Annotated in this window: 22 protein-coding genes; 9 read left to right on the top strand and 13 right to left on the bottom strand. The window is 60.2% G+C overall.

Annotated features, from left to right (window positions below):
• Positions 1-112 precede the first annotated feature (112 nt).
• Entirely contained in the window at positions 113-1,237 is a 1,125-nt protein-coding gene (gene aroC / locus ACQK2Q_RS10760; protein ID WP_425409744.1) for a chorismate synthase, read from the bottom strand.
• 126 nt (positions 1,238-1,363) lie between these two features.
• On the opposite strand from aroC, the gene pdxH reads away from it, so the two are divergent.
• Entirely contained in the window at positions 1,364-2,020 is a 657-nt protein-coding gene (gene pdxH / locus ACQK2Q_RS10755) for a pyridoxamine 5'-phosphate oxidase (RefSeq protein WP_425409743.1), read from the top strand.
• A 1-nt stretch (position 2,021) separates the two neighbouring features.
• Here pdxH and ACQK2Q_RS10750 read toward each other — a convergent pair whose 3' ends face one another.
• Complete coding sequence (locus ACQK2Q_RS10750) at positions 2,022-2,531, bottom strand: GNAT family N-acetyltransferase (protein WP_425409742.1); 510 nt, start codon at positions 2,529-2,531, stop codon at positions 2,022-2,024.
• Positions 2,532-2,608: 77 nt separating this feature from the next.
• On the opposite strand from ACQK2Q_RS10750, the gene ACQK2Q_RS10745 reads away from it, so the two are divergent.
• Positions 2,609-3,127, top strand: coding sequence for a TerB family tellurite resistance protein (locus ACQK2Q_RS10745; RefSeq protein ID WP_425409741.1), 519 nt, complete (start codon positions 2,609-2,611; stop codon positions 3,125-3,127).
• Between the two features lie 159 nt (positions 3,128-3,286).
• Positions 3,287-3,625 carry a hypothetical protein gene (locus ACQK2Q_RS10740; RefSeq protein WP_425409740.1) on the top strand — a complete coding sequence of 113 codons (339 nt, stop codon included), beginning with the start codon at positions 3,287-3,289 and terminating at the stop codon, positions 3,623-3,625.
• Between the two features lie 13 nt (positions 3,626-3,638).
• Here ACQK2Q_RS10740 and ACQK2Q_RS10735 read toward each other — a convergent pair whose 3' ends face one another.
• A complete protein-coding gene (locus ACQK2Q_RS10735; protein ID WP_425409739.1) occupies positions 3,639-4,547 on the bottom strand; it encodes an MBL fold metallo-hydrolase in 909 nt (302 codons plus the stop codon).
• A 15-nt stretch (positions 4,548-4,562) separates the two neighbouring features.
• Positions 4,563-5,498 carry a hypothetical protein gene (locus ACQK2Q_RS10730; protein WP_425409738.1) on the bottom strand — a complete coding sequence of 312 codons (936 nt, stop codon included), beginning with the start codon at positions 5,496-5,498 and terminating at the stop codon, positions 4,563-4,565.
• Between the two features lie 134 nt (positions 5,499-5,632).
• Here ACQK2Q_RS10730 and ACQK2Q_RS10725 point away from each other — a divergent pair, with 134 nt between their 5' ends.
• Positions 5,633-5,986 carry a hypothetical protein gene (locus tag ACQK2Q_RS10725; protein ID WP_425409737.1) on the top strand — a complete coding sequence of 118 codons (354 nt, stop codon included), beginning with the start codon at positions 5,633-5,635 and terminating at the stop codon, positions 5,984-5,986.
• A gap of 142 nt (positions 5,987-6,128) precedes the next feature.
• Here ACQK2Q_RS10725 and ACQK2Q_RS10720 read toward each other — a convergent pair whose 3' ends face one another.
• The gene (locus ACQK2Q_RS10720; protein ID WP_425409736.1) at positions 6,129-6,518 is read right to left on the bottom strand and encodes a hypothetical protein; all 390 of its coding nucleotides are present in this window, start codon (positions 6,516-6,518) and stop codon (positions 6,129-6,131) included.
• 3 nt (positions 6,519-6,521) lie between these two features.
• Positions 6,522-6,977, bottom strand: coding sequence for a TIGR01244 family sulfur transferase (locus tag ACQK2Q_RS10715; RefSeq protein WP_425409735.1), 456 nt, complete (start codon positions 6,975-6,977; stop codon positions 6,522-6,524).
• A gap of 136 nt (positions 6,978-7,113) precedes the next feature.
• Here ACQK2Q_RS10715 and ACQK2Q_RS10710 point away from each other — a divergent pair, with 136 nt between their 5' ends.
• Positions 7,114-7,533 carry a VOC family protein gene (locus ACQK2Q_RS10710; RefSeq protein WP_425409734.1) on the top strand — a complete coding sequence of 140 codons (420 nt, stop codon included), beginning with the start codon at positions 7,114-7,116 and terminating at the stop codon, positions 7,531-7,533.
• Positions 7,534-7,791: 258 nt separating this feature from the next.
• Here the strand turns inward: ACQK2Q_RS10710 and ACQK2Q_RS10705 are convergent, their stop codons facing one another.
• Entirely contained in the window at positions 7,792-9,489 is a 1,698-nt protein-coding gene (locus ACQK2Q_RS10705) for an amidohydrolase (protein WP_425409733.1), read from the bottom strand.
• 360 nt (positions 9,490-9,849) lie between these two features.
• On the opposite strand from ACQK2Q_RS10705, the gene ACQK2Q_RS10700 reads away from it, so the two are divergent.
• Positions 9,850-10,554 carry a hypothetical protein gene (locus ACQK2Q_RS10700; RefSeq protein WP_425409732.1) on the top strand — a complete coding sequence of 235 codons (705 nt, stop codon included), beginning with the start codon at positions 9,850-9,852 and terminating at the stop codon, positions 10,552-10,554.
• Between the two features lie 119 nt (positions 10,555-10,673).
• Here the strand turns inward: ACQK2Q_RS10700 and ACQK2Q_RS10695 are convergent, their stop codons facing one another.
• Both ACQK2Q_RS10695 and ACQK2Q_RS10690 read right to left on the bottom strand, forming a co-directional pair.
• The gene (locus tag ACQK2Q_RS10695) at positions 10,674-11,495 is read right to left on the bottom strand and encodes a nucleotidyltransferase family protein (protein WP_425409731.1); all 822 of its coding nucleotides are present in this window, start codon (positions 11,493-11,495) and stop codon (positions 10,674-10,676) included.
• Complete coding sequence (locus ACQK2Q_RS10690) at positions 11,485-12,552, bottom strand: phosphoribosylglycinamide synthetase (RefSeq protein ID WP_425409730.1); 1,068 nt, start codon at positions 12,550-12,552, stop codon at positions 11,485-11,487. Before ACQK2Q_RS10690 ends, ACQK2Q_RS10695 begins: the two co-directional genes overlap by 11 nt.
• Positions 12,553-12,729: 177 nt before the next feature.
• On the opposite strand from ACQK2Q_RS10690, the gene ACQK2Q_RS10685 reads away from it, so the two are divergent.
• On the top strand, positions 12,730-14,031 hold the full coding sequence (locus tag ACQK2Q_RS10685) for a lipopolysaccharide biosynthesis protein (protein WP_425409729.1): 1,302 nt from the start codon (positions 12,730-12,732) through the stop codon (positions 14,029-14,031).
• 153 nt (positions 14,032-14,184) lie between these two features.
• Here the strand turns inward: ACQK2Q_RS10685 and ACQK2Q_RS10680 are convergent, their stop codons facing one another.
• The 4 genes from ACQK2Q_RS10680 to purD are packed head-to-tail and all read right to left on the bottom strand — an operon-like array spanning position 14,185 to position 17,703.
• A complete protein-coding gene (locus ACQK2Q_RS10680) occupies positions 14,185-15,252 on the bottom strand; it encodes a phosphotransferase family protein (protein WP_425409728.1) in 1,068 nt (355 codons plus the stop codon).
• A 14-nt stretch (positions 15,253-15,266) separates the two neighbouring features.
• The gene (locus ACQK2Q_RS10675) at positions 15,267-15,545 is read right to left on the bottom strand and encodes a TMEM165/GDT1 family protein (protein ID WP_425409727.1); all 279 of its coding nucleotides are present in this window, start codon (positions 15,543-15,545) and stop codon (positions 15,267-15,269) included.
• Positions 15,542-16,432, bottom strand: coding sequence for an alpha/beta fold hydrolase (locus ACQK2Q_RS10670; protein ID WP_425409726.1), 891 nt, complete (start codon positions 16,430-16,432; stop codon positions 15,542-15,544). The genes ACQK2Q_RS10675 and ACQK2Q_RS10670 overlap by 4 nt, the downstream gene beginning before the upstream one ends.
• Entirely contained in the window at positions 16,429-17,703 is a 1,275-nt protein-coding gene (purD, locus tag ACQK2Q_RS10665; protein ID WP_425409725.1) for a phosphoribosylamine--glycine ligase, read from the bottom strand. Before purD ends, ACQK2Q_RS10670 begins: the two co-directional genes overlap by 4 nt.
• Before the next feature lie 68 nt (positions 17,704-17,771).
• Between purD and ACQK2Q_RS10660 the strand changes: the two genes are divergently transcribed.
• Together ACQK2Q_RS10660 and ACQK2Q_RS10655 are read left to right on the top strand one after the other, a co-directional pair.
• The gene (locus tag ACQK2Q_RS10660; RefSeq protein ID WP_425409724.1) at positions 17,772-19,196 is read left to right on the top strand and encodes a hypothetical protein; all 1,425 of its coding nucleotides are present in this window, start codon (positions 17,772-17,774) and stop codon (positions 19,194-19,196) included.
• An 83-nt stretch (positions 19,197-19,279) separates the two neighbouring features.
• Positions 19,280-19,489: a hypothetical protein gene (locus ACQK2Q_RS10655; RefSeq protein ID WP_425409723.1), complete on the top strand. Its 210-nt coding sequence runs from the start codon at positions 19,280-19,282 to the stop codon at positions 19,487-19,489.
• The last annotated feature ends 45 nt before the right edge of the window (positions 19,490-19,534 follow it).

Genomic DNA, 19,534 nt, shown 5'->3' with positions numbered 1-19,534 from the left:
TGCAGATAAATCTTACAGTCGCCCATGTTGAAAACCGGACATTCGCGCTTGGATGGCCAACTTCCGTTTTGAGGATTAACCGGAAATTGGATCAGATTACCCATCCACACTGTTAATTTCGTTGTTTCAAATGACCGTCACCCACATTGCCCCGGTGCAGCATGGCGTGATCGGCCAGCACCAGCGCCATCATTGCCGCGCCGACGGGAACGCCCCTGATGCCGACGCACGGGTCATGGCGGCCCTTCGTCTGGATCTCGGTTTCCTCGCCGCCGCGCGTTATCGTCCGGCGCGGCGTAAGGATCGAGGAGGTGGGTTTGACCGCGAAGCGGACAACTAGCTCCTGACCCGTTGAAATCCCGCCGAGGACGCCGCCGGCCTTGTTGGATAAAAAGTGCGGCGCGCCGTTCCGTATACGGATTTCATCGGCGTTCTCCTCGCCGGAGAGGGCGGCGGCCTCCATCCCGGCGCCGATTTCCACGGCCTTGGCGGCGTTGATCGACATCATGGCGCTGGCGAGGTCGGCGTCGAGCTTGCCATAGACCGGCGCGCCAAGCCCGGCGGGAACGCCCGCCGCGACCACCTCGATCACTGCGCCCATGGACGAGCCGGCCTTGCGCGCGGCGTCCAGCTTTTCCTCCCACAGCGCGGCGGCCTCGGCGTCCGGGCACCAGAAGGGATTTTTGTCGATCTGGGCCCAGTCGAAATTCGCGCGGTCAATCTTGTGCGGGCCCATCTGTACGAGACAGGCGCGAATCCACACCGGATCGGGCAGGAGGACGCCGAGCGCCTTTTCCGCCACGGCGCCGGCGGCGACGCGCGCGGCCGTCTCGCGCGCCGATGAGCGCCCGCCGCCGCGATAATCCCGGAACCCGTATTTGGCGTCATAGGTGAAATCGGCGTGGCCGGGGCGGTATTTATCGCGGATATCGGCGTAATCCTTGGAGCGCTGATCGACATTCTCGATCATCAGGCTGATGGGCGCGCCGGTGGTGCGCGGGCCCTCCGTGCGATCGTCCTCGAAGATGCCGGAGAGGATTTTCACCGCGTCCGGTTCTTTTCGCTGGGTGACGAATTTCGAGCCGCCCGGCTTTCGCCTGTCCAGCGCCGACTGAATATCCTCAGCTTTCAGGAGAACGCCCGGCGGGCAGCCGTCAATGACGACGCCAAGGGCGGGCCCGTGGCTCTCGCCCCAGGTGGTGAATCGAAAAGCGCGGCCAAAGGTGTTTAAAGACATGGGCGTTTTCTATATCAGCATCGGTTCAACGGCGAGCCCGATGATGGCCCTAAAACGCCGCAGGAAAGGTTAACGGCCCGGCCCCGGCCCATGGCCGGTATGGCTGGACCCGCAACGGAGACGCAGATGGACGCGAAAAACCTCATTCCCCCCAGCCCGAGCGCACAAGCCTATGCTGTGGACGCCGATCAGGGCGACGTTTTCACGATCAGCGATCCGTTCGCGCTGTTCGCCGACTGGTTCGCGCTCGCCGGAACCATGGAGCGGAACGATCCGAACGCCATGGCGCTCGCCACCGTGGACGGGAACGGCCTGCCGGATGTGCGCATGGTGCTCCTGAAGGATTTCGACGCCTGCGGGCTGACCTTCTACACCAACATGGAAAGCGCCAAGGGCCGCCAGCTCGGCGCCAATCCGAAAGCGGCCGCATGTTTTCACTGGAAGTCGATCCGCCGGCAGGTGCGCTTTCGAGGGGACGTCTCGCCGGTGAGCGAGGATGAAGCGAACGACTATTTCGCATCGCGCGCGCGGGGCGCCCAGCTCGGCGCGCATGTCTCCGCGCAATCGCGCGAACTTGCCGACCGCGACAGATTTGAAGCGGATATCGCCGCGCTCGAAAAGGAATATGAGGGACGCGATGTTCCGCGCCCGGACAACTGGTTCGGCTACAGGCTGAAACCGTCGGAAATCGAATTCTGGGTCAACCGGCCGTTCCGGCTGCATGACCGCCTGCAATATACGCGAAAAGACGGCGGCTGGGTGAAGCGCGCGCTATATCCGTAGGTTATTGGAATTGCGACCAGCGCTTTCGCGTCAACTGAAAGACGAAACAGTTGTCCTCGCCAAAGCGTCGCGTCTCCATAAACTCAAAGCCCAACCGTTTATAGAAACGGTGCGCGCGAATATTGCGCTCAAGCGGATCGATCAGGATCGCCGCAACGTCGGGGTCGTCAAAGCAGCGCCGAGTAGCGAGGCGCATCATTTCGCCGCCAAAGCCGCGTCCTAGATCTTCCTTTCGTCCGGTCCATATATCGATGGCGCGTAAATTCGGCGCGCAGTCTCCCCAGTAACGGGTTTCCTCCAGCAAGGGATCTATGATCTGGATAAAGCCGACTGGACGATCCTCGACCTGCGCGATCAAAAGTTCGCGCCAGGTTGCGTCTTTCGGGAGTTCCCCGTCCCAGTCCCAGAAATCATCCCCGTCGACGGCGCCGGTCGCCGCAACGACATGAGGCTGTTGCTCCCAATCCCGCAACAGCGGAATATCTTCAACTGTGGCGCGTCTGAGCCGCATAGAGGTTTTCGTAAAATGATAGTATAGATTTTACAGTGTAATGATTCATGTCAGCATGGCGACAAGCAAGAGGGCGCATGCACATCATCATCGCGATACTCGGCGCATTGGCCGCAGCGTTCTGGGCGTTTACGCATTTTATGAATGCGGCCAATCAGGGGCGCGAGACGGTTCGCGATGTCGGCGGCGTTATCCGGCGCGGGCAATGGAACCGGCGCGTCGACAAGCGGCTTATCGAAAACCTCTCCGATCCGCGCGAAGCGGCGGCGGTGCTGCTCTATCAGATCGCCGCCTATGACGGCCATGTGACCGACAGGCAGTATCAATCGATTGTCGCGGAAATGCGCGAGGTCTTCGAAGCCGACGAGGAAACCGCCGAGGGGCTTTATGCGTTCGGGCGCATGGCGGTTGGTGAAATCAATGATGCGGGCAACAGCGTTCGTAAAATCCTGCGGCCGGTAACCGAAATCTGCACGCCCGCAGAAAAGCGCGAACTGGTCGAAGTTCTGGAACGCACCGCAGAAATAGAAGGCCCGCCCAGCGATGTGCAGCGCCGGCTAATTCTGGAAGCGCGCAGAGTGCTTCTGGACGCCTGAGCGCAAGCGTCATCATGCGCGTACGGTGCGGCGTGCATTTCAAAATTGTAATATCATTACGCCAGCGCCGGTTTGCGGAACCGCATTGCAGCCGTTTATGATTTGTCTTGAAGCAAACAGGAACACGCCGTCGGCGATGCTGGCGGGGAAGGGAACATCATGAAGACATCAATCTTGTCACTGGCCGCCGCGTCCGCCGCACTGATGGGCGCCGCCATGGCGGAAGAATGCGAACTGAATGCGCAAACGCCCGAAATGCCCAATCCCAAAGAGGCGACGGCCGAGGATCGCGCAGCGACATTGACCGCCATCAAGGACTATCAGGCCGCGCTCGGCGTATATCGCGAATGCCTCGACACGGTTGTCGCCAATGAAGAACTTGAAGTGGAGGTTCGCCAGGCCGCGCTTGAGAGCTTTAACAAAACTGTCGAAACTGAAACCAAGATGGTGGAAAACTGGCAGAAGTTCGATAAAAAATACCAGAAAGAAAATTCATAAACATCAAACCGGCTCAAGCGGCGGCGATTGAATAAACGGACTTCAGTCCGGGCTCGCCGTCGCATTGAACTGCGCCGTTCCGCGTCAGCCGGATCAGATGCGCATAAACGTTGAGCGCCGCCGCCTTGTGCAGCCGCGGGTCGACATCAGCGTACATGGCGGGGGTGATTTCCCGGATCGTCGTCCGCCCTTTTTTCAGCTGATCGATAATTTGCGCGTCGCGCATCAGGCGATGGGTTTTCACGGCGCGCACAAAGCGTTTCGGATTCTTGATCGGCGCCCCGTGGGTCGGGAAATAAATCTCGTCATCGCGCGCGAGCAGCTTGTCGAGGCTTTCCATATAGTGGCCCATGTCGCCATCGGGCGGCGCGACGACCGTCGTCGCCCAGCCCATCATGTGATCGCCGGTAAACAGCGCTTTTTCCTGCGGCAGGCCGAAGCACAAATGGTTGGACAGATGGCCTGGCGTGTGCGCCGCTTCCAGCCGCCATCCCGGCCCCTCCATGACGGAGCCGTCGCCGATGAATTCATCCGGCGCGAATGAATAATCCGCGCCCTCGTCCAGCGCCGGCGCGTCAAGTTTCTTTTCGCGCACCGGATGGCCGGAAAAACCGAAAATGGGCGCTTTGACAGCGTCAGCGAATTTACGCGCCAGTCCGCAATGATCAGAATGGGTGTGCGTGATGAGGATATGGGTGACGCGCTCGCCCTCAAGCACGCGCAACAGCGCCGCCAGGTGTGCATCATTGTCAGGGCCCGGATCGATAACCGCGACATCGCCTTCGCCGATAATATAGGTTCCGCTGCCGGTGAATGTGAACGGTCCCGGATTGTTCGCAATCACCCGGCGCACGCCGGGCGCAACCTGATCATCGGCGCCATAGGTAAAATCAATGTCTTTAACGAAAGGAATAGACGCCAAGAAAGGCTCCTGCGCTCAAGGCTGAAGGCTTGCGTCTACCATCCCGGCGAAGGCGCTCGCAAGGCTGCGCATGGCGGTCAATTTGTCCTGCGCCGTCATGGCGGCCGGCGGCCCCATATCGGTTTTGTTGGCGTCGACAATATAAATGCGGCCGTCAGCGCGGTCCCGCAAAATATCCAATCCGCCGAAATCAAGCCGAATGGCTTTCGCGAATTCGCAAATTCGCCGTTGTTCCTCGCCGGAAAGCATGGCGTCAATCGCTGCGAGATCAACGCGGTGATTTTCATTTGTGAACCGAAGATCACGGGTGCGCCGTTTCAAAAAGACAAGCGGCGTCGTCTCGCCGCCGACGATCGGCGTTCGAATATCGATATGCTCAACGCCGTCAAACGTGTTCTCGATATTGCGCTGATAGACATAGCCGGGACGCGGCGCGGCGATGGGGCCGCTGATGAGGCGGCCGTCATGCTTGCCGTTGAATTCTGACTTTTCGACAAACGGGCCGTCATGTTTTGTCGGATCGACGCAAAGTGGATAGCCGAAAGTTTCTTCGAAAATGCGCGAGACCACGCTTTTGCGGATATCGAAGCAGCCGACATTGAAAGCCGGTTTTGACGTTGGCGAACGGCGCGGCGCGGTCAGGAATTCGCGGTCCTCAAAATAAAAATGCAGGTCGGCCTCATCCGGATCATCGACAATCTTGACGTCGGCAAGCTGACAGACCGGCCAGATCGCATAATAGGACCGCGGCTTTTTTGGAAAGAAGGAAATTTTCGCGCGCGGTTCGCGGCGTCGGACAATGCGTGTCGCGCGCAGCCCGTTGATGAGCCAGACGAAACTCGCGATCCGAAAGGCGTCGCGCGCAAATTCCCGCGTGAGGGGAATGGCGGCGCCGGTCTCGGTCGCCACAAGCTGATTACCGTTAATTTTAAAGTCGCCAAAAATGGACATGCCCGCTCCGCCGACAGTCTCCGCCCCACGCCCTTCAACATGGCTTTTTTCGCGATGACAAGGAAATAAAGACTTCGCGAGCGCGAAACTGCGCCATTTGCGGCGTGCGGCGCGGCTTTTGCGATGAACCGGCCATGTGTGCCTATTCTAAACAGTTTCTTAACGCCGCCGCTAAAATTGCGCCTGCAATCACAATTGCGGGATTAACGATGCTGGGCGCCGCTCAGGCCCAGTCCGCCGGCGGCGTTTCAATCGGCGACGGCGCCGGCGGGATTACGGATCGCGCCTATGTGGCGGCGCCACCGAATTTTCTTTACGTGGTGGAAAAGGAACGGGGCAGTTTTCTCGATTGCGGGGAGGGGCAGGACCGGCGCGCGACTGACGAAGACGGTCGCGATGTCGCGTTCCTGCGCTGCGGGGTCACGCTGACGGAAACGGTCGTTATTCCGGCGGCGGCCACAAGCGCGCGGATCACCATTCATTACTGAGCCGCAAGACCAAGTCAGTTCGAGATTTTATACGTCAAACAAGTCTTCATCGTTTGCGACGGCCTTAAAGCCTTCTCAGCATGAAGACATTTGTGTGTCGGGAAAGATCGAAAGCTGCGTTTCACCAATGCGACAACGCGCTCTATTCCATTTCGCGCATCAGGCATTTGTCGGTTTCAAGCTCGCCGTCGGACCAGCGCGCCGCGACGGAATATTTCTTTCCGTAGTCGAATGAAACGCCGCAGGTCTCGGCGCTCGTCGTGTGCCACAGGCTTGTTCGCCCTTCGATATCGCCGTCGCTCGATGACTTGACGTCGAAAATCGTCGCCATACGGTCCTTGACCGAGCGGCGGTCCGCGCCGAGCGTGATTTTCGCATCGACCACATAACCTGAAAACGTAACGTCCGGCGCCTCGGACGGCGCGGGACAAACACAGGCCGGCGCCGTTTTCAATTCCGGCGGCGCGGCGGGATCTGTCTGCGCGGCAAAACCGGCGGCGCCGAGCGACAGAAAAAATGCAATCGAACTCATCACTTACTCATCGTCTTTCGTTGCTTCATTATTCAACTGTTCGAGCACGCCCGCATGGGCGCTGACGTCAAATCCCGCCTGCGCGGCGCCGGCGACAATCTCATGGACCGGCCTGCCGCTCGCCGCCGCCGTATAGGCGTAGACAAACGCCGAACGCGCGCCTGACCGGCAAAAAGCCAGGGTTTTGCCCTGGCCGGCCTCATTCAAGGCCGATTTTAAGGCGTCAATATGGCCGCGGGTTATGCCGGCTGGGCCGACGGGGATAAAGGCGTAGCCAAGTCCAGCCTCACGGGCCGCCGCTTCAATCTCCTCGCCCCTGGGCTGACCGGGCGCTTCGCCATCGGGCCTGTTATTGACGATCAGTTTGAAACCGTCGCCGGCCGCGTCGCGCACCGCGCCCGGTGAAATTTGCGGCGCAACGAAAAAATCGTCCGCGAGTTGCCTGTATTCCGCCGTCATGAATATCCCTGTTATGCGCTAAAGGCGCGTGTTGCCTGGTCCGGCGTGACATAGTCAAACGCCTTGGCATTAAATATAGTCGCGGCGGCGCCGGATTTCCATGCACAGCGCCTCAGGCTGCAAAGGACGCTACATCATGACTACGCCGGTTTTTCATCTCGCGCTGCCCGTGGACGATCTTGAGAAGGCGGAGGCGTTTTACGGCGACCTCCTCCAATGCGAACGCGGGCGCCGGTCGGACCAGTGGATCGATTTCAACTTTTTCGGTCACCAGCTTGTGACCCATCTGGCGCCGGAGGAATGCGGGCGGACAGCTACAAATACGGTCGATGGCGAGAACGTGCCGGTCAAACATTTCGGCGTCGTGCTTGAGCCCGCCGAATGGGAAAAACTCGCCCGGCGTTTGTCTGACGCCGGTGTTGCGTTCATCATCGAACCCGGCATCCGGTTCAAGGGCGAACCAGGAGAGCAGGGGACGTTTTTCCTTCTCGACCCGGCCGGCAATGCGCTGGAATTCAAATGCTTCCAGAATATGGATCAGCTATTCGCGGCGTGATTTGATGAAAGCGTATCAGGCCGCGCCTTTAAGGGGAACGGAGCGCAAGGCCGGCGCCGCCAGCTCAATTCTCTTAATCGTCGTCGCCGATATCGCCCAGAGAGCGGATGGCGATCCAGATATTCCAGAGAACAAAGACTGACAGCCCGAAAAAGATCAGAAACTGCCAGAACGTCATGTACTGTATATGGGGGCGGGCCCTCGTTCCGGCAATAGCCGCCGGCTTACAAGGCGAAACGGCCCGGTATGGCGGCGCGCTTAGTCTTCAGTCCTAAATACGATCTCGCCGTCAACGACCGTCATGACTGGCTCCGCTGACAAAATCTCGCTCTCCGGGACGCTCATAATATCTTTCGAAAAGACCGTGAAATCGGCGCGTTTGCCGGGTTCAATCGTACCCAGCAGGCCTTCCTGAAATGACGCATAGGCCGGCCAGAGCGTAAACATCTTCAGCGCTTCTTCGCGGGTCACGGCTTCGCCCGGACGCCATTCGTCCGTTTGCGTGCCGTCAAGACCGCGACGGGCGACGGCGGCGTAAAATTCGATCAGGGGCTCGCCGCGTTCAACCGGCGCGTCCGAACCGGCGGCGATAATCGCGCCCGCGTCAATCAGCGAGCGCCAGGCGTAGGCGCCGTCGAGCCGGTCGTCGCCAAGCCGGTCAGGCGCGAAGAAAAGATCGCCGATCGCATGGCTCGGCTGCATGGACGCGATAACGTCGAGCTCGGCGAAGCGTGGAATGTCTTCCACATGCAGGATCTGCGCGTGTTCAATTCGCCACCGCAGGTCGTCCGTGTCCTGATTGCGGGAAAAAGCGTCCGCGTACCAGTCGAGGACGAGCGTGTTGCCGCGGTCGCCGATGGCGTGCGTCGCCACTTGCACGCCCGCCGCCGCCGCCTTGTCGAACAGTGCTGCGGCTTCGTCTTCATTCATCAGTAACAGACCGCGGGTATCCGGCCGGTCGCTATAGGGTTCGGACAAGGCCGCGCCGCGCGAGCCGAGCGCGCCGTCCACATAAAGTTTCATGGCGCGGGTGATGACGCGGCCGTTAAGGCTCTGGCGCGGTCCCCCGGCCGCCAGCGCATCGAGGCCCGACTGGTCGATGGCGTTGTAAACGCGGATACCGACATCGCCTGAGTCTGCGAGCGTTTCCATCAGTTCAAGATTGGCCGGGTCTACGGACATGTTGTGCAGGCCGGTCCAGCCATGGGCGGCGTAAACGTCCGAGGCCATTTCAAACGCGTCGCGTTTGCGTGCGTCGCTCGGCGCGGCGATGAGATTGCGCGCCGGCGCCATGGCGGCGTCGATCAGAATACCGGTGGCGCGCCCCGCCTCGTCCCGCTCAATCTTGCCGCCGTCCGGGTCAGGCGTCGCATCGTCTATGCCGGCCGCTTCCAGCGCGGCGGAGTTCGCAACCAGCGCGTGGCCGTCCGCGCGCACGATAATCACGGGCGTGTCGCCGCTGACGGGATCGAGATCGTCGCGCGTGGGCATGCGCCCTTCCGGCCAGCCGGTTTCGATCCAGCCGCGGCCATAAACGGTCTCGCCGTCGCCGGCCGTCTCAACGTTTTCGGCGATGATGGAGACGAGTTCTTCAATGGAGCCGACCGCATCAAGATTAAGCGTCAACTCGCGCATGCCGATGCCGATCATGTGCGCATGGGCGTCGGTAAAACCCGGAAACATCGCCGCGCCGTTCAGTTCAATGATTTCAGGGTTTTCTCCGGCGCCCTCGATCACCAGCGCGCGCGTTCCCACCGCCAGGATTTCGCCGCCGGAAACAGCCACGGCCTCGGCGCGGGGCGCGCCGTCAACGCCGGTATAGATGGGACCGCCGGTGAAGACCGTGACGTCAGCGCTGTTTTCCGGGGCCCCCGCTTTTGTGTCCGGCGTTTCGGGCGCACAGGCGCAAAGCATGTACGCCGCCGCGGCGATCAGCGTCGAATTCAAGTTTTTCATGATTTTTCGTTCCGGTTTGGCAGTGTAAAATGCGCTCGTTTAACGTTTCGAACAGCGGTTAAAACGGTCTAGCGCCGCGCCGCGCCAAAAGCCAAACATTATGTAACACACAAGACCCCGGCGGGTTCCGGAAAATGTGGCTAAATTGCGATTATAGTTAACAAAATTCCCGCAAAACGGGTGTTTTTTTTAATCGCTATCGTTTTTTTTGCAATGCAGCGATTTTTTCTGTTTCGTAACCCTGAATCGCTTGACTTTAACCTGAATACAAGGAAATTGATGAGCGTTGGTAACAACCTGTTAGCAATACGATGTCCGGCGTTTCCGGACTTTGAGAGTAACATGAGTGGGGGACGACCTATGACTACCCTTCGTCTCATCGCAGCGGCAGTAGCAGCAGCAGGGTTTCTCACTGCTCCGGCCAACGCGACGACTTTTATCTTCAAAAGCGGCGGCGCGTTTCTGGACACGCCGACCGGCAACGTCGCCATGGATTGCGGCACCGTCGGCGCAGACCTCTGCACCGACAACGACGCATTAGGCTTTGACTATTCCAAAGACGGCGTAAACTTCAACGCAACGGCGTACACCTATACCGACGCCACATATACCGCGCGCAACACGACACAGTTGCTGCAGGATATTTCACCGGCGAATTCCGGTCTGGCCGCGCTTTCCGAAATGGACGCAACGCAAGACCAGACGCAGTTTGATACGTTGGAATCGATCGAATTCGTTTTCGACTCCATGGTCAATCTGACCAACATCGAATTCAACGCCGGCGACGACAATGACTGCTCCGGTCCTCAGGCTGAAGGCCCATGCGGCGACTTCGATCTGTGGATTGACGGTATGTTCTTCGCCACGATCACGGCGGTTGACCTTCTGACTGACGTATTCACCGGAACGACCTTTGAGTTCCGTGCGGTTACGCAAGGCGCTGGTTTCACGATCGCTCAGTTCGAGATTATCAACGAAGTTCCGATCCCGGGCGCGATTCCGCTCCTGCTTTCGGGCCTTGCAGGTCTCGGCTTTGCATCACGCCGCCGCAAAAAGACTGCCTAGTCAGTCTTTGCGAAAGCGAAAATGAATTAAGCCGGCCTTCGGGCCGGCTTTTTCATGTCTGGCGATTTCATCTCTGACGGCTGAACAAGGCGCTTGACGTTCGGGTTGCATTCGCCAAATCAGGCCGGCGCGGCTTCGGCTTTCCTGGCGGCCAGAATGTCAGTCGCAAATCCGAGCGTGCGTTCATTATCGACATCGATCGGCGCTTCGGGAAACGGTAGCTCCACCACGCCCACATTGAGGCCGAAGCGTTTACCGATGCGGGCGAAGGCGTCGTCGCGCTTGAACCATGCGGCTTTGTAAGCGAGCGCGTTGAACACGCCGAAAGCCGCAATCAGCTTGCGCCGCGAGGCTTTCAAAAACTGCCCGCCGCTGCGGAAAATCTCCGCCGCCTGCAGCGCTTTTGGATTCATGATCGCGAATATATTGCAATTGGTGAATTCACCGTCGCGAAACTTGTGAAACCGCCGCTGGCCGCCCGGATATTTTGAAAACAGCGTTTCCTTCGAGGCCATGCCCGCGCAGGCGTCATATTGTTCAGCGCCGGCGCAAAAGAAAGACAGCATTTCGGGCGTGAACAGGACATTGTCCGCGGTGGTGATAATAGCCGGATAGGCGCTGTCATCGCCCTCAAGCGCGGCCGCGACGCTGGCGAAAATATTGTCGTCAGACGCGCAAACGCGCACCAGGCCGGAATCCATCAGGCCGCGCACATACCCGACCTCTCGCAAGGGCTGTTCATCCTCAATGGAAATGGTGATGCGCCTCGCCAGTCCGCTGTCCACAACGGCGCTGAGCGTGTGTTCGATCAGCGTCTTGCCGTCGATTTCAACAAGACATTTGTGACTGACGCCGGCTGCTTGCGCGAGCGGATTGACAACGCCTGTGCGCTGCGCCGCCATAATCAGAAAATGATATTGTTTTCCGCCGTCACCATTCATCGCCGCCGCCTGCTGATTCGCCGTCATCTGTAGTAATCGGATATTCGATGACGGCTTCCGGCGCAACGACGCCCTGACGGCGCAGGCTGTGACAAAGCAGCGTTTCAAGAAGCTGCGGATGCGTAACGCCGATCGTGGCGGCGGAAATCGCCGTCGCCTTTTTCGACCACAAATTGCAACTCAGATTAATCTCGATGAAATTCAGCGTGTCTGTCTTCTCGTCATATTTCAATTCGACGCGGCCGATATCGCAAGGCCAGACTTCCGGCAAAAGCTGCAGGCTGGTTTCGATAACTCGCTCGCGCAATGGCCCTTCCGGAAGCTTTTCAAGACGCACCGTGTCTTTTGAATCCAGATGGCGCTTTTGCGCGTAGGAACGGATCGCCAGCGGATCGTCCACGTAAAAACGCAATGGCGGCAATACCCAGGGGCCGTTTGAACCGATAATCGGGACCGCGATTTCGTAACCTTCAACCAGATTTTCGATGATGACGTCGTGGCCCTGCGCGAGGAGATCCTGTGCGTGGCGTTTGGCGTCCGCCCAACTGTTGAACGCCCCGATGCCCCACGAAGCGGAACTGGCGTTCGGTTTGACCACAAGGTTTTTCCATTCGAATCCCGGCTCGTCGATGGACACGCCGCCCCGGCGCAGGATCATCCAGTCCGGCGTTTTGACGCCGCGATTTCTGACCGCGCATTTCATCAGATGCTTGTCGTCGCCGAGACCGCGCAGGATTGGCGAGGCGCCGAAATAGGGAATCCTGTTATAGGTCGACAGTAGCGGGCCCATGATTTCGCTGTTCACGAACCCGCCGCGGTTCAGCATGGTGAACAGAAAGTCGTAATCATGATTGGCGTAAAGCCGCTCGAACTTGCTCGCCGCTTCCACATTATAGCCAAGCGCGCGCAGGGTCTCGCGCATCTCGGCGTGATAGGTCGCATGGGTGCCGTCGACCTTGTCGGGCGTGCCGTCGCCTTCGGCCCATTTGGCGAGATAGACGATTTTCAGACGCTTCTTCTCGGCGTCATTGAGGCGTAACAACGGCCCGTGTTGCATTATTTATTCCGAAAATTGCGCCCCGCCACCCAGCCAGAAGAACGCCCCGGGAAGGAAGGCGCACTTTTCCCCGGAGGCCCCCGCATATAAGTCTGATTGAAAATAGCGTCAATTAACGCTTATTGCACATGCTGTTGCGCCTTATTACAGGCGAAACGGCGGAATCCGGCGGGCGGCATGACGGGCGAGGAAATCAGCGGGAAAAGGCCGGGCGGGCCAGTGGCGCGGATCCTGCGCAATGCGCGCGCGCTGCTGTCCGGCAAGGCGGCGGGCGGCGTTTTATCGCTCGCCTATCTTGCGATCGCGGCGCGCGGGCTGGGACCGGAGGGGCTGGGGGCGCTGGTGCTCGCGCACACCTACGCCCTCGTGGTCGCCGGGCTTGCGCGGTTCCAGTCCTGGCAGGCGGTGATCCGGTTCGGGGCCCCCATGGCGCGCGCCGGCGATACGGCGCGGCTGAAAGATTTGTTGCGCTACACGATCAGGCTCGATCTCATCAGCGCGGCCGTCTCCGTCGCGGCGGCGCTCATGGCCGCGCCCTTCGCCGCCCGCGCCTTTGGCTGGCCGGAGGAAATCCGTGGGCTGATTACTGCTTATTGTCTTGCAACGCCTTTCCTGATTGCGGCGACGCCCACGGGCGTCTTGCGCCTTTACGACCGGTTCAATCTTCTCGGTCTGCAATTGACGCTGATGCCGCTGGTGCGTTTTACAGGCGCGATCGTTTTATGGATCAGCGGGGCGGGGCTGGCGGCTTTCCTGATTGTCTGGATCGCAAGCGTCTTTGTGCACGGGGGCAGCCTCTGGTGGCTCGGATGGCGAGAATTGCAAAAGCGAAAACAGACGCCGCGCATTTTCGGCAAGGCGGAGCGCGCCGCCGACAAGGCGTGGCTGCCATTCATGATCAAGACGAACCTTTCAAGCTCCATCGACCTGATGCACAACAACATCCCCGTACTGATTGTCGGCGCCGTTTTAGGGCAGGCGGCGGCCGGATTTTTAAAGCTTGCATTCAATCTGGCGAACCTGCTGGCGCAGCCGGTGAACATGTTCAATCAGGCGACCTATCCGGAGCTGTCGAGGGTCGAGGCGGAAAAAGGCCATGGCGAGATGATAAAGGTCGCCTTCCGCTCAGTCGGCGTTGCAATAGCGATCGCGATCCCCATTGTGCTGGTTTATTTCCTGCTGCGCCGGCCGCTGGCGCTCGCCGTCGGCGGCGAAGAATTTCTCGCCGCGGCCCCGCTTATCGCCATGATGGCGGCGGCGCAGCTTTTCCGCATCGCGGCGCTGGGTTTCGAATCCGCTGTTCTCGCGCGCGGCCGGGCGGGCTGGGCGCTGACGGGCCAGGCGGCCGGGGCGCTGGCGCATCTGGCGTTTCTCGCCGCCATGCTGACGGTGATGGGCGTCGCCGCCGCGCCGGTTGCGATCATGGCGGGGTGGAGCGTGTTGATTGCGGTGTTGTTGGCGGCGCTGGTGCGGGGGTAGCTGAGGACACTTTCTTCCCCCGTTTACGGGGGAAGTGGCGAGCCCGTCAGGGCGAGGGGATGGGGGTTCGTGTGGACCACCGCCCCCACCGCCCCCACCGTCACCCCGGATAAAATCCGGGGCGACACCTCCCCCGCAAGCGAGGGAGGATGCTCAAGCCCCGGCTTTTTTCGCAAAACTCCACGCCAGCGCGGCGAGCGGCTGGACGTTCTCGCCCATTTTTTCTGCTTCCGGCGAAGAGGCGTTGCCCTGCAGCGAGCGCGCATAGACGCCCTGAATGATCGAGGCGAGGCGGAACATGTTATAGGCGAGACAGAAATCCAGATGCCCCACGGCGTCGCGGCCCGTGCGCTGTTCATAACGTTCTGCGGCTTCCTGCATGGTGGGGATGCCTTCCGCCGCGAGGTCGAGCCCCATCAATCCGCCGCGCACCGAACGCGGCATGTGCCAGACCATGAGAAAATACGTAAAGTCCGCCAGCGGATGACCGAGCGTTGACAATTCCCAGTCGAGAATGGCGAGCGTCTTCGGTTCCGTTGGATGCATGATGGCGTTGTCGAAGCGGAAATCGCCATGCACGATGGATGTTGCGTCGTCAGCGGGTATTGCTGTCGGGAGCCATTTGATGAGGTTGTTCATCTCCTGAATGGTCGCAGTTTCCGCCGCTTCGTATTGTTTCGACCAGCGCCCGATCTGACGCTCGAAATAATTCCCCGGCTTGCCATAGTCGCCAAGGCCCGCCGCCTCGTAATCGACCGTATGCAGATGGCTCAGCGTATCGATCAGCGCGTGGTAAAGCGGCGTGCGCTCTTGCTTGTCGACTTCCGGCAGGCCGGCGTCCCAGAAAATCCGTCCCTCGACAAAATCCATGATGAAGAAGGCGGTGCCGATGACGCTGTCGTCCTCGCACAGCGCATAGGTTTTCGGCACGGGAAAGTTCTGGCCGCCAAGCGCTGTCATAACCTTGTATTCGCGGTCGACGGCGTGGGCGGAGGGAAGCAGCTTTCCAGGCGGCTTGCGGCGCAGGACGTATTTTTTTGCCGGCGTCGTGATAAGGTAGGTCGGGTTGGACTGGCCGCCCTTGAATTTCTTCACCGCGATTGGCCCGGCGAACCCCTCGACCCGGTCTTTCATATAGGCGGTGAGCGCAGCCTCGTCGAATTTCAGATGTTCCGGCGTTTCATCCACGCCGGTGAAGTCTTCTTTCGCGCTCTCGGCCATGTCGTGTTCCTTTTTCAAGCGCCGCGAATATGTTCGGCGATCATCCATCCGCCGATGATAACAAATCCTGCGCCCGCGATAAGTTTTAAGGGCAGTGCGGCCAGCCAGCGGTCCGCAGCGGCGCCGGCGATCACCGCCATGGCGGTCGAAGCGGCGAGCGCCAGGGCGGCCGCGACGAAAACAAGCATTTTCGGGCGGCCTTCCTCACTGGCGAAAAGCACCGTGGCGAGTTGCGTCTTGTCGCCCAGCTCGGCGAGAAAGACGGTGAAGAAGATGGTGAAAAAAGCGGTCATGATTTTATGGTTCCGGTATTGCGGTGAAACTGTACAAATGCGTCCGCCACGCGCGCCGGCGCCTCCGTGTGCGGATAGTGACCGATCTCCTCCAGGAGAACCGTGTCGGCGTTCGGGATCTGCTCTTTATAATAATCGTAAAGATGCTTGCCGGAGACAGGGTCCGCGCCGCCATTGATGAGGCGCAGGGGCAGGTGCGTGTTCTGCAGCGCGCCGACCCAGCGGGTGCGGTTTTCCTTTCGCTCGGGGATGTAGCGCATCAGCTTGTGAAAGACGCGCTTGCCGCCGCCCGCCTCGAACAGCGACCAGTGCGCGTCGATCTCCGCATCGGCCGCTTTCGTCCCGGGCCCGTAAATCTGATCGAAGGCTTTGCGTAATTTATCGCGCGAAAGCGCTGCGCCAATCAGCGCGCCAAGCGGCGTTAGCGCCAGTTTCTGCACCGGCCGGGCGCGGTGCTGCTCGGGAAACAGGCCGCCGTTCAAAAAGACGATGGAGCGAATGGCGAAGCTCAAGGCGCCTTCATTCGCCCGCGCCAGCAATTCCTGCGCCACCGTGTTCCCATAATCGTGGACAAACAAATGCGCTTCGCTGACGCCGAAAAATTCCAGCAGCGCTTCCTGCAAATCCGCCTGATTGAAAATGGAGTATTTTATGTGCGCCGGTTTATCGGAAAGCCCGAAGCCCAGCATGTCGAGTGCGGCGAGATTGAAATGTTTTTCAAGCTCCGGCCAGACGCCCGTCCAGTCCCATGACGATGTGGGAAAACCGTGAATCAGCAGCAGCCAGGGTTTGTCTTCGTTGGGATTTTTACTCGTCCACCAGGCGATCTGTGCGCCATTGATGTTCATATATTGCGCGGACGCCCGCCATGATTTGAGCGGCTTCACTTTGCGTCACCCAGCGCGCGCCAGCCGATATCCTTGCGGTAGAAGCCTTCGGGCCAGTCAATGGCGGCGACGCCGTCATAGGCGCGTCGAACCGCCTCTCGGATGTCCTTGCCTGTCGCCGTTACGTTCAGCACCCTGCCGCCATTGGCGAGAAGCGCGCCGTCTTTTTCCTTTGTCCCTGCATGGAAAACGATGACGCCGGGTTTTTGTTCCGCTGCGTCGATCCCGTTGATCGCGGAGCCCTTGTCATAGCTTCCGGGATAGCCCTTCGCCGCCAGAACGACGAGGGCCGCGGGGTCATCGCTCCAGTCTATGGTTTCGCCTTCAAGGGCGCCTGTCGCGGCCTTGTGCAACAGCGGCAGGAGATCGCTCCGCATACGGCGCATCAAAAGCTGGCATTCGGGATCGCCGAAACGCGCGTTGAACTCCACAAGGCGAGGACGCTCGTTTTCGATCATCAGCCCGGCGTATAACACGCCCACATACGGCGTTCCGCGTTTTTTCATTTCCGCAACCACAGGTTCGATGATTTCTTTCATCGTGCGCTCATATACGGTCTGCGTAAAAACCGGCGCCGGGGAGTAGGCGCCCATGCCGCCGGTGTTGGGCCCCTTGTCGCCGTCAAAGGCGCGCTTGTGATCCTGTGCTGCAATCATGGGCGTGATAATCTCGCCGTCTGTGATGGCGAAAAAACTCGCCTCTTCGCCGGTCATGAATTCCTCGATGATGAGTTGCGCGCCGGCCTCGCCGAACCTGCCGCCCAGCATGTCGTCAATGGCGGCGTCCGCGTCATCGAGGGTTTCGGCGATGACGACGCCCTTGCCGGCGGCGAGACCGTCGGCCTTGATAACGTAAGGGGCTGTCTGTTCGCGCAGGAACGCTTTTGCCGCGCCTGCATCGGAGAACTGGCCGTAGCCGGCCGTCGGCGCCCCGGCGGCGGCGCAGATTTCTTTCATGAAGGCTTTTGACGATTCGAGTTTCGCCGCCTCCCGCCCGGGTCCGAAACAGGGAACGCCGCGTTTGCGCAGCGCATCGCCTAGGCCCGCCGCCAGCGGCGCTTCCGGGCCCACGACGACAAGATCAAGCTTCTTTTCGGCGGCGAAATCGGCCATCGCCTCAATGTCGCCGTCTGAAATGGACAATCTTTCGCCAATGTGATTGAGACGGGGGCCGCCAGGCGCCAGATAGAGCTTTGACAATTGAGGGCTTTGCGCGATTTTCCAGCCGAGCGCGTCTTCCCTGCCGCCGCCGCCAACCAACAGGACTTTCACTTGGGCGATCTCCTTTGTACCTGTCACGCGTGTAAGCGTCTCGCGCCCGCCAATCAATGCCCGCTCGCATGACGGAAGAAAACGCGACACCGGCGGCGCCGGAAAGACGGAGGTTGAAAGAGACCGGCTTCAAGGCGCGCCTCGGCGCAATCATGGCGTCCGCCTTCCGGCCCGTGGCGAAAGTGTTTGCGCCGTTCGCACGGCGCAGCGCCCGGTTTCTCGATTACCTGTCGGAAGACGATGCAAGGCGCGGGCGCGCGGCGCTGGTGCTGGCCCTATCGATCAACCTCGTTGTGCTGACCCTGATGTCGACATTCGCGCGGGTCAGGATCTGGATTCCCAACGCGCCCAGCGACACGATTCAGGTGACGCTGGTGGAAACATTGCCCCTCGACATTCCGTTGCGCGACCCGGAACTGGATCCTGTGCCGGAAGAAGAGCCGGTGGAAGAAGAACCTGAACTTGAGCCTGAACCCGAGCCGGAAATCGTCGAGGAGCCGGAGCCCGAACCGGAACCCGAGCCCGAACCCGCGCCGGAGGAAGACGCCGCGCAGGAAGAACCTGAACCGGAGCCTGAGCCGGAACCGGAAATTGTCGAGGAAGAGCCGGAACCGGAAATTCAGCTCGATCTGGAAGAAGATCCCCTGTCGGCGCCGGATGCGGATTCGCCGGAGCCGCTTATTCCCGATCCCGCGCCTGCGGCGGAAGACGATCTTGCGCTGGAAGAGCCCGAACCCGCCGCCGAGGAACAGACGCCGGCCGAAGAAGATCCCGAACCCCTGATCGAGGTCGAACCCCAGCCCGCCCGCGAAGCCGGGCTCGACGAAATCATCGGCGAGGAAGACGCATCCGGCGAAGACGAGGGCGTCGAAGATGACGAAGAAGGCGAGGAGACCGACCTGCCTTTGGCCGAGGCGCCGGCGGAGGAAGCCGAACCCGAAGAGGAATTAACCGGCGACGATATGTTCGACGAGGAACCGGTGTTTTCAGAGCGCCGTTTCATCCTGCCGCAGGTTGCGCTGCCGCAGGGAGAAACCGGCGCGACGCCCGGTGATTCCGGCGTCGTCGCGATTTTCTGCCCGGAAGAATTCGACGATGACGACAAGGCGAAAGAATGCGCGGGACGGCGCGAAATCCGTTCCGGCTGGCGCCCCGGCGCCAGCGGCGAGGACTGGAGCCGCGCCACGGAACTTTTACGCGGATCGCGCGAGCGCGGCGTGCAGGGACCGACAGCCGGCCCGGTTCTTGAGCGCGTCATCAGAGATCGCGAGCGCGAACTGGTCGAGGGGCTCACCGATCCGCGCCGCAGCCAGGAGGGCGTGAACAATCTGCCCGACGCCGGCGACGACAACCTTATGCGCGGCGTTGAAGGCAACCGGCCCGGGGTCGGGCCGCGCTCCTTCGAGCCGTCCTGGACGCTGCAGGATGAAAACAATCTTTCGGAAGAAGAACGGCGCCGCATTGAAGAGGAGCTCGTGGACGATGACGATTAACGATCGTCATCCCCACGGAAACAATACGTGATTGGCGATGGGCGTTACGGCGCCTATATCGGCCTTCATAAATGGAGGCGTTGATGATTGAAAAACTGGGGCTGGCCGCATTGGTCGTGCTGATTGCATCGGAGACTTTCGCGGTTTCGGAAGCCATATTGTGGTCGCTCGCCTCTATGCTGCATCTGGGCGGGTCGTTTGCGGTTCTGGTCGTTTCTTTGCTTCTCGGGTCCGCCGCAGGGTTCGGCATTTTCAAACTGGCGCGGGCGTCGGCGCAGGAAGACGCGCAATAAAACGCGCAAGCGCGGACCGGCGGCAACGACACGTAAAGACGAACG

This window comes from Hyphococcus sp. (assembly GCF_965228385.1).
Taxonomy (GTDB): Bacteria; Pseudomonadota; Alphaproteobacteria; order Caulobacterales; family Parvularculaceae; genus Hyphococcus.
This window is presented reverse-complemented; position numbering and strand designations above follow the sequence as displayed.

What these genes read in the sequence shown, in the direction of transcription:
- aroC (WP_425409744.1), bottom strand. Translation starts at nt 1,237, where the DNA reads ATGTCTTTAAACACCTTTGGCCGCGCTTTTCGATTCACCACCTGGGGC.
- pdxH (WP_425409743.1), top strand. Translation starts at nt 1,364, where the DNA reads ATGGACGCGAAAAACCTCATTCCCCCCAGCCCGAGCGCACAAGCCTAT.
- ACQK2Q_RS10750 (WP_425409742.1), bottom strand. Translation starts at nt 2,531, where the DNA reads ATGCGGCTCAGACGCGCCACAGTTGAAGATATTCCGCTGTTGCGGGAT.
- ACQK2Q_RS10745 (WP_425409741.1), top strand. Translation starts at nt 2,609, where the DNA reads ATGCACATCATCATCGCGATACTCGGCGCATTGGCCGCAGCGTTCTGG.
- ACQK2Q_RS10740 (WP_425409740.1), top strand. Translation starts at nt 3,287, where the DNA reads ATGAAGACATCAATCTTGTCACTGGCCGCCGCGTCCGCCGCACTGATG.
- ACQK2Q_RS10730 (WP_425409738.1), bottom strand. Translation starts at nt 5,498, where the DNA reads ATGTCCATTTTTGGCGACTTTAAAATTAACGGTAATCAGCTTGTGGCG.
- ACQK2Q_RS10725 (WP_425409737.1), top strand. Translation starts at nt 5,633, where the DNA reads ATGTGTGCCTATTCTAAACAGTTTCTTAACGCCGCCGCTAAAATTGCG.
- ACQK2Q_RS10720 (WP_425409736.1), bottom strand. Translation starts at nt 6,518, where the DNA reads ATGAGTTCGATTGCATTTTTTCTGTCGCTCGGCGCCGCCGGTTTTGCC.
- ACQK2Q_RS10715 (WP_425409735.1), bottom strand. Translation starts at nt 6,977, where the DNA reads ATGACGGCGGAATACAGGCAACTCGCGGACGATTTTTTCGTTGCGCCG.
- ACQK2Q_RS10710 (WP_425409734.1), top strand. Translation starts at nt 7,114, where the DNA reads ATGACTACGCCGGTTTTTCATCTCGCGCTGCCCGTGGACGATCTTGAG.
- ACQK2Q_RS10705 (WP_425409733.1), bottom strand. Translation starts at nt 9,489, where the DNA reads ATGAAAAACTTGAATTCGACGCTGATCGCCGCGGCGGCGTACATGCTT.
- ACQK2Q_RS10700 (WP_425409732.1), top strand. Translation starts at nt 9,850, where the DNA reads ATGACTACCCTTCGTCTCATCGCAGCGGCAGTAGCAGCAGCAGGGTTT.
- ACQK2Q_RS10695 (WP_425409731.1), bottom strand. Translation starts at nt 11,495, where the DNA reads ATGAATGGTGACGGCGGAAAACAATATCATTTTCTGATTATGGCGGCG.
- ACQK2Q_RS10690 (WP_425409730.1), bottom strand. Translation starts at nt 12,552, where the DNA reads ATGCAACACGGGCCGTTGTTACGCCTCAATGACGCCGAGAAGAAGCGT.
- ACQK2Q_RS10685 (WP_425409729.1), top strand. Translation starts at nt 12,730, where the DNA reads ATGACGGGCGAGGAAATCAGCGGGAAAAGGCCGGGCGGGCCAGTGGCG.
- ACQK2Q_RS10680 (WP_425409728.1), bottom strand. Translation starts at nt 15,252, where the DNA reads ATGGCCGAGAGCGCGAAAGAAGACTTCACCGGCGTGGATGAAACGCCG.
- ACQK2Q_RS10675 (WP_425409727.1), bottom strand. Translation starts at nt 15,545, where the DNA reads ATGACCGCTTTTTTCACCATCTTCTTCACCGTCTTTCTCGCCGAGCTG.
- ACQK2Q_RS10660 (WP_425409724.1), top strand. Translation starts at nt 17,772, where the DNA reads ATGACGGAAGAAAACGCGACACCGGCGGCGCCGGAAAGACGGAGGTTG.
- ACQK2Q_RS10655 (WP_425409723.1), top strand. Translation starts at nt 19,280, where the DNA reads ATGATTGAAAAACTGGGGCTGGCCGCATTGGTCGTGCTGATTGCATCG.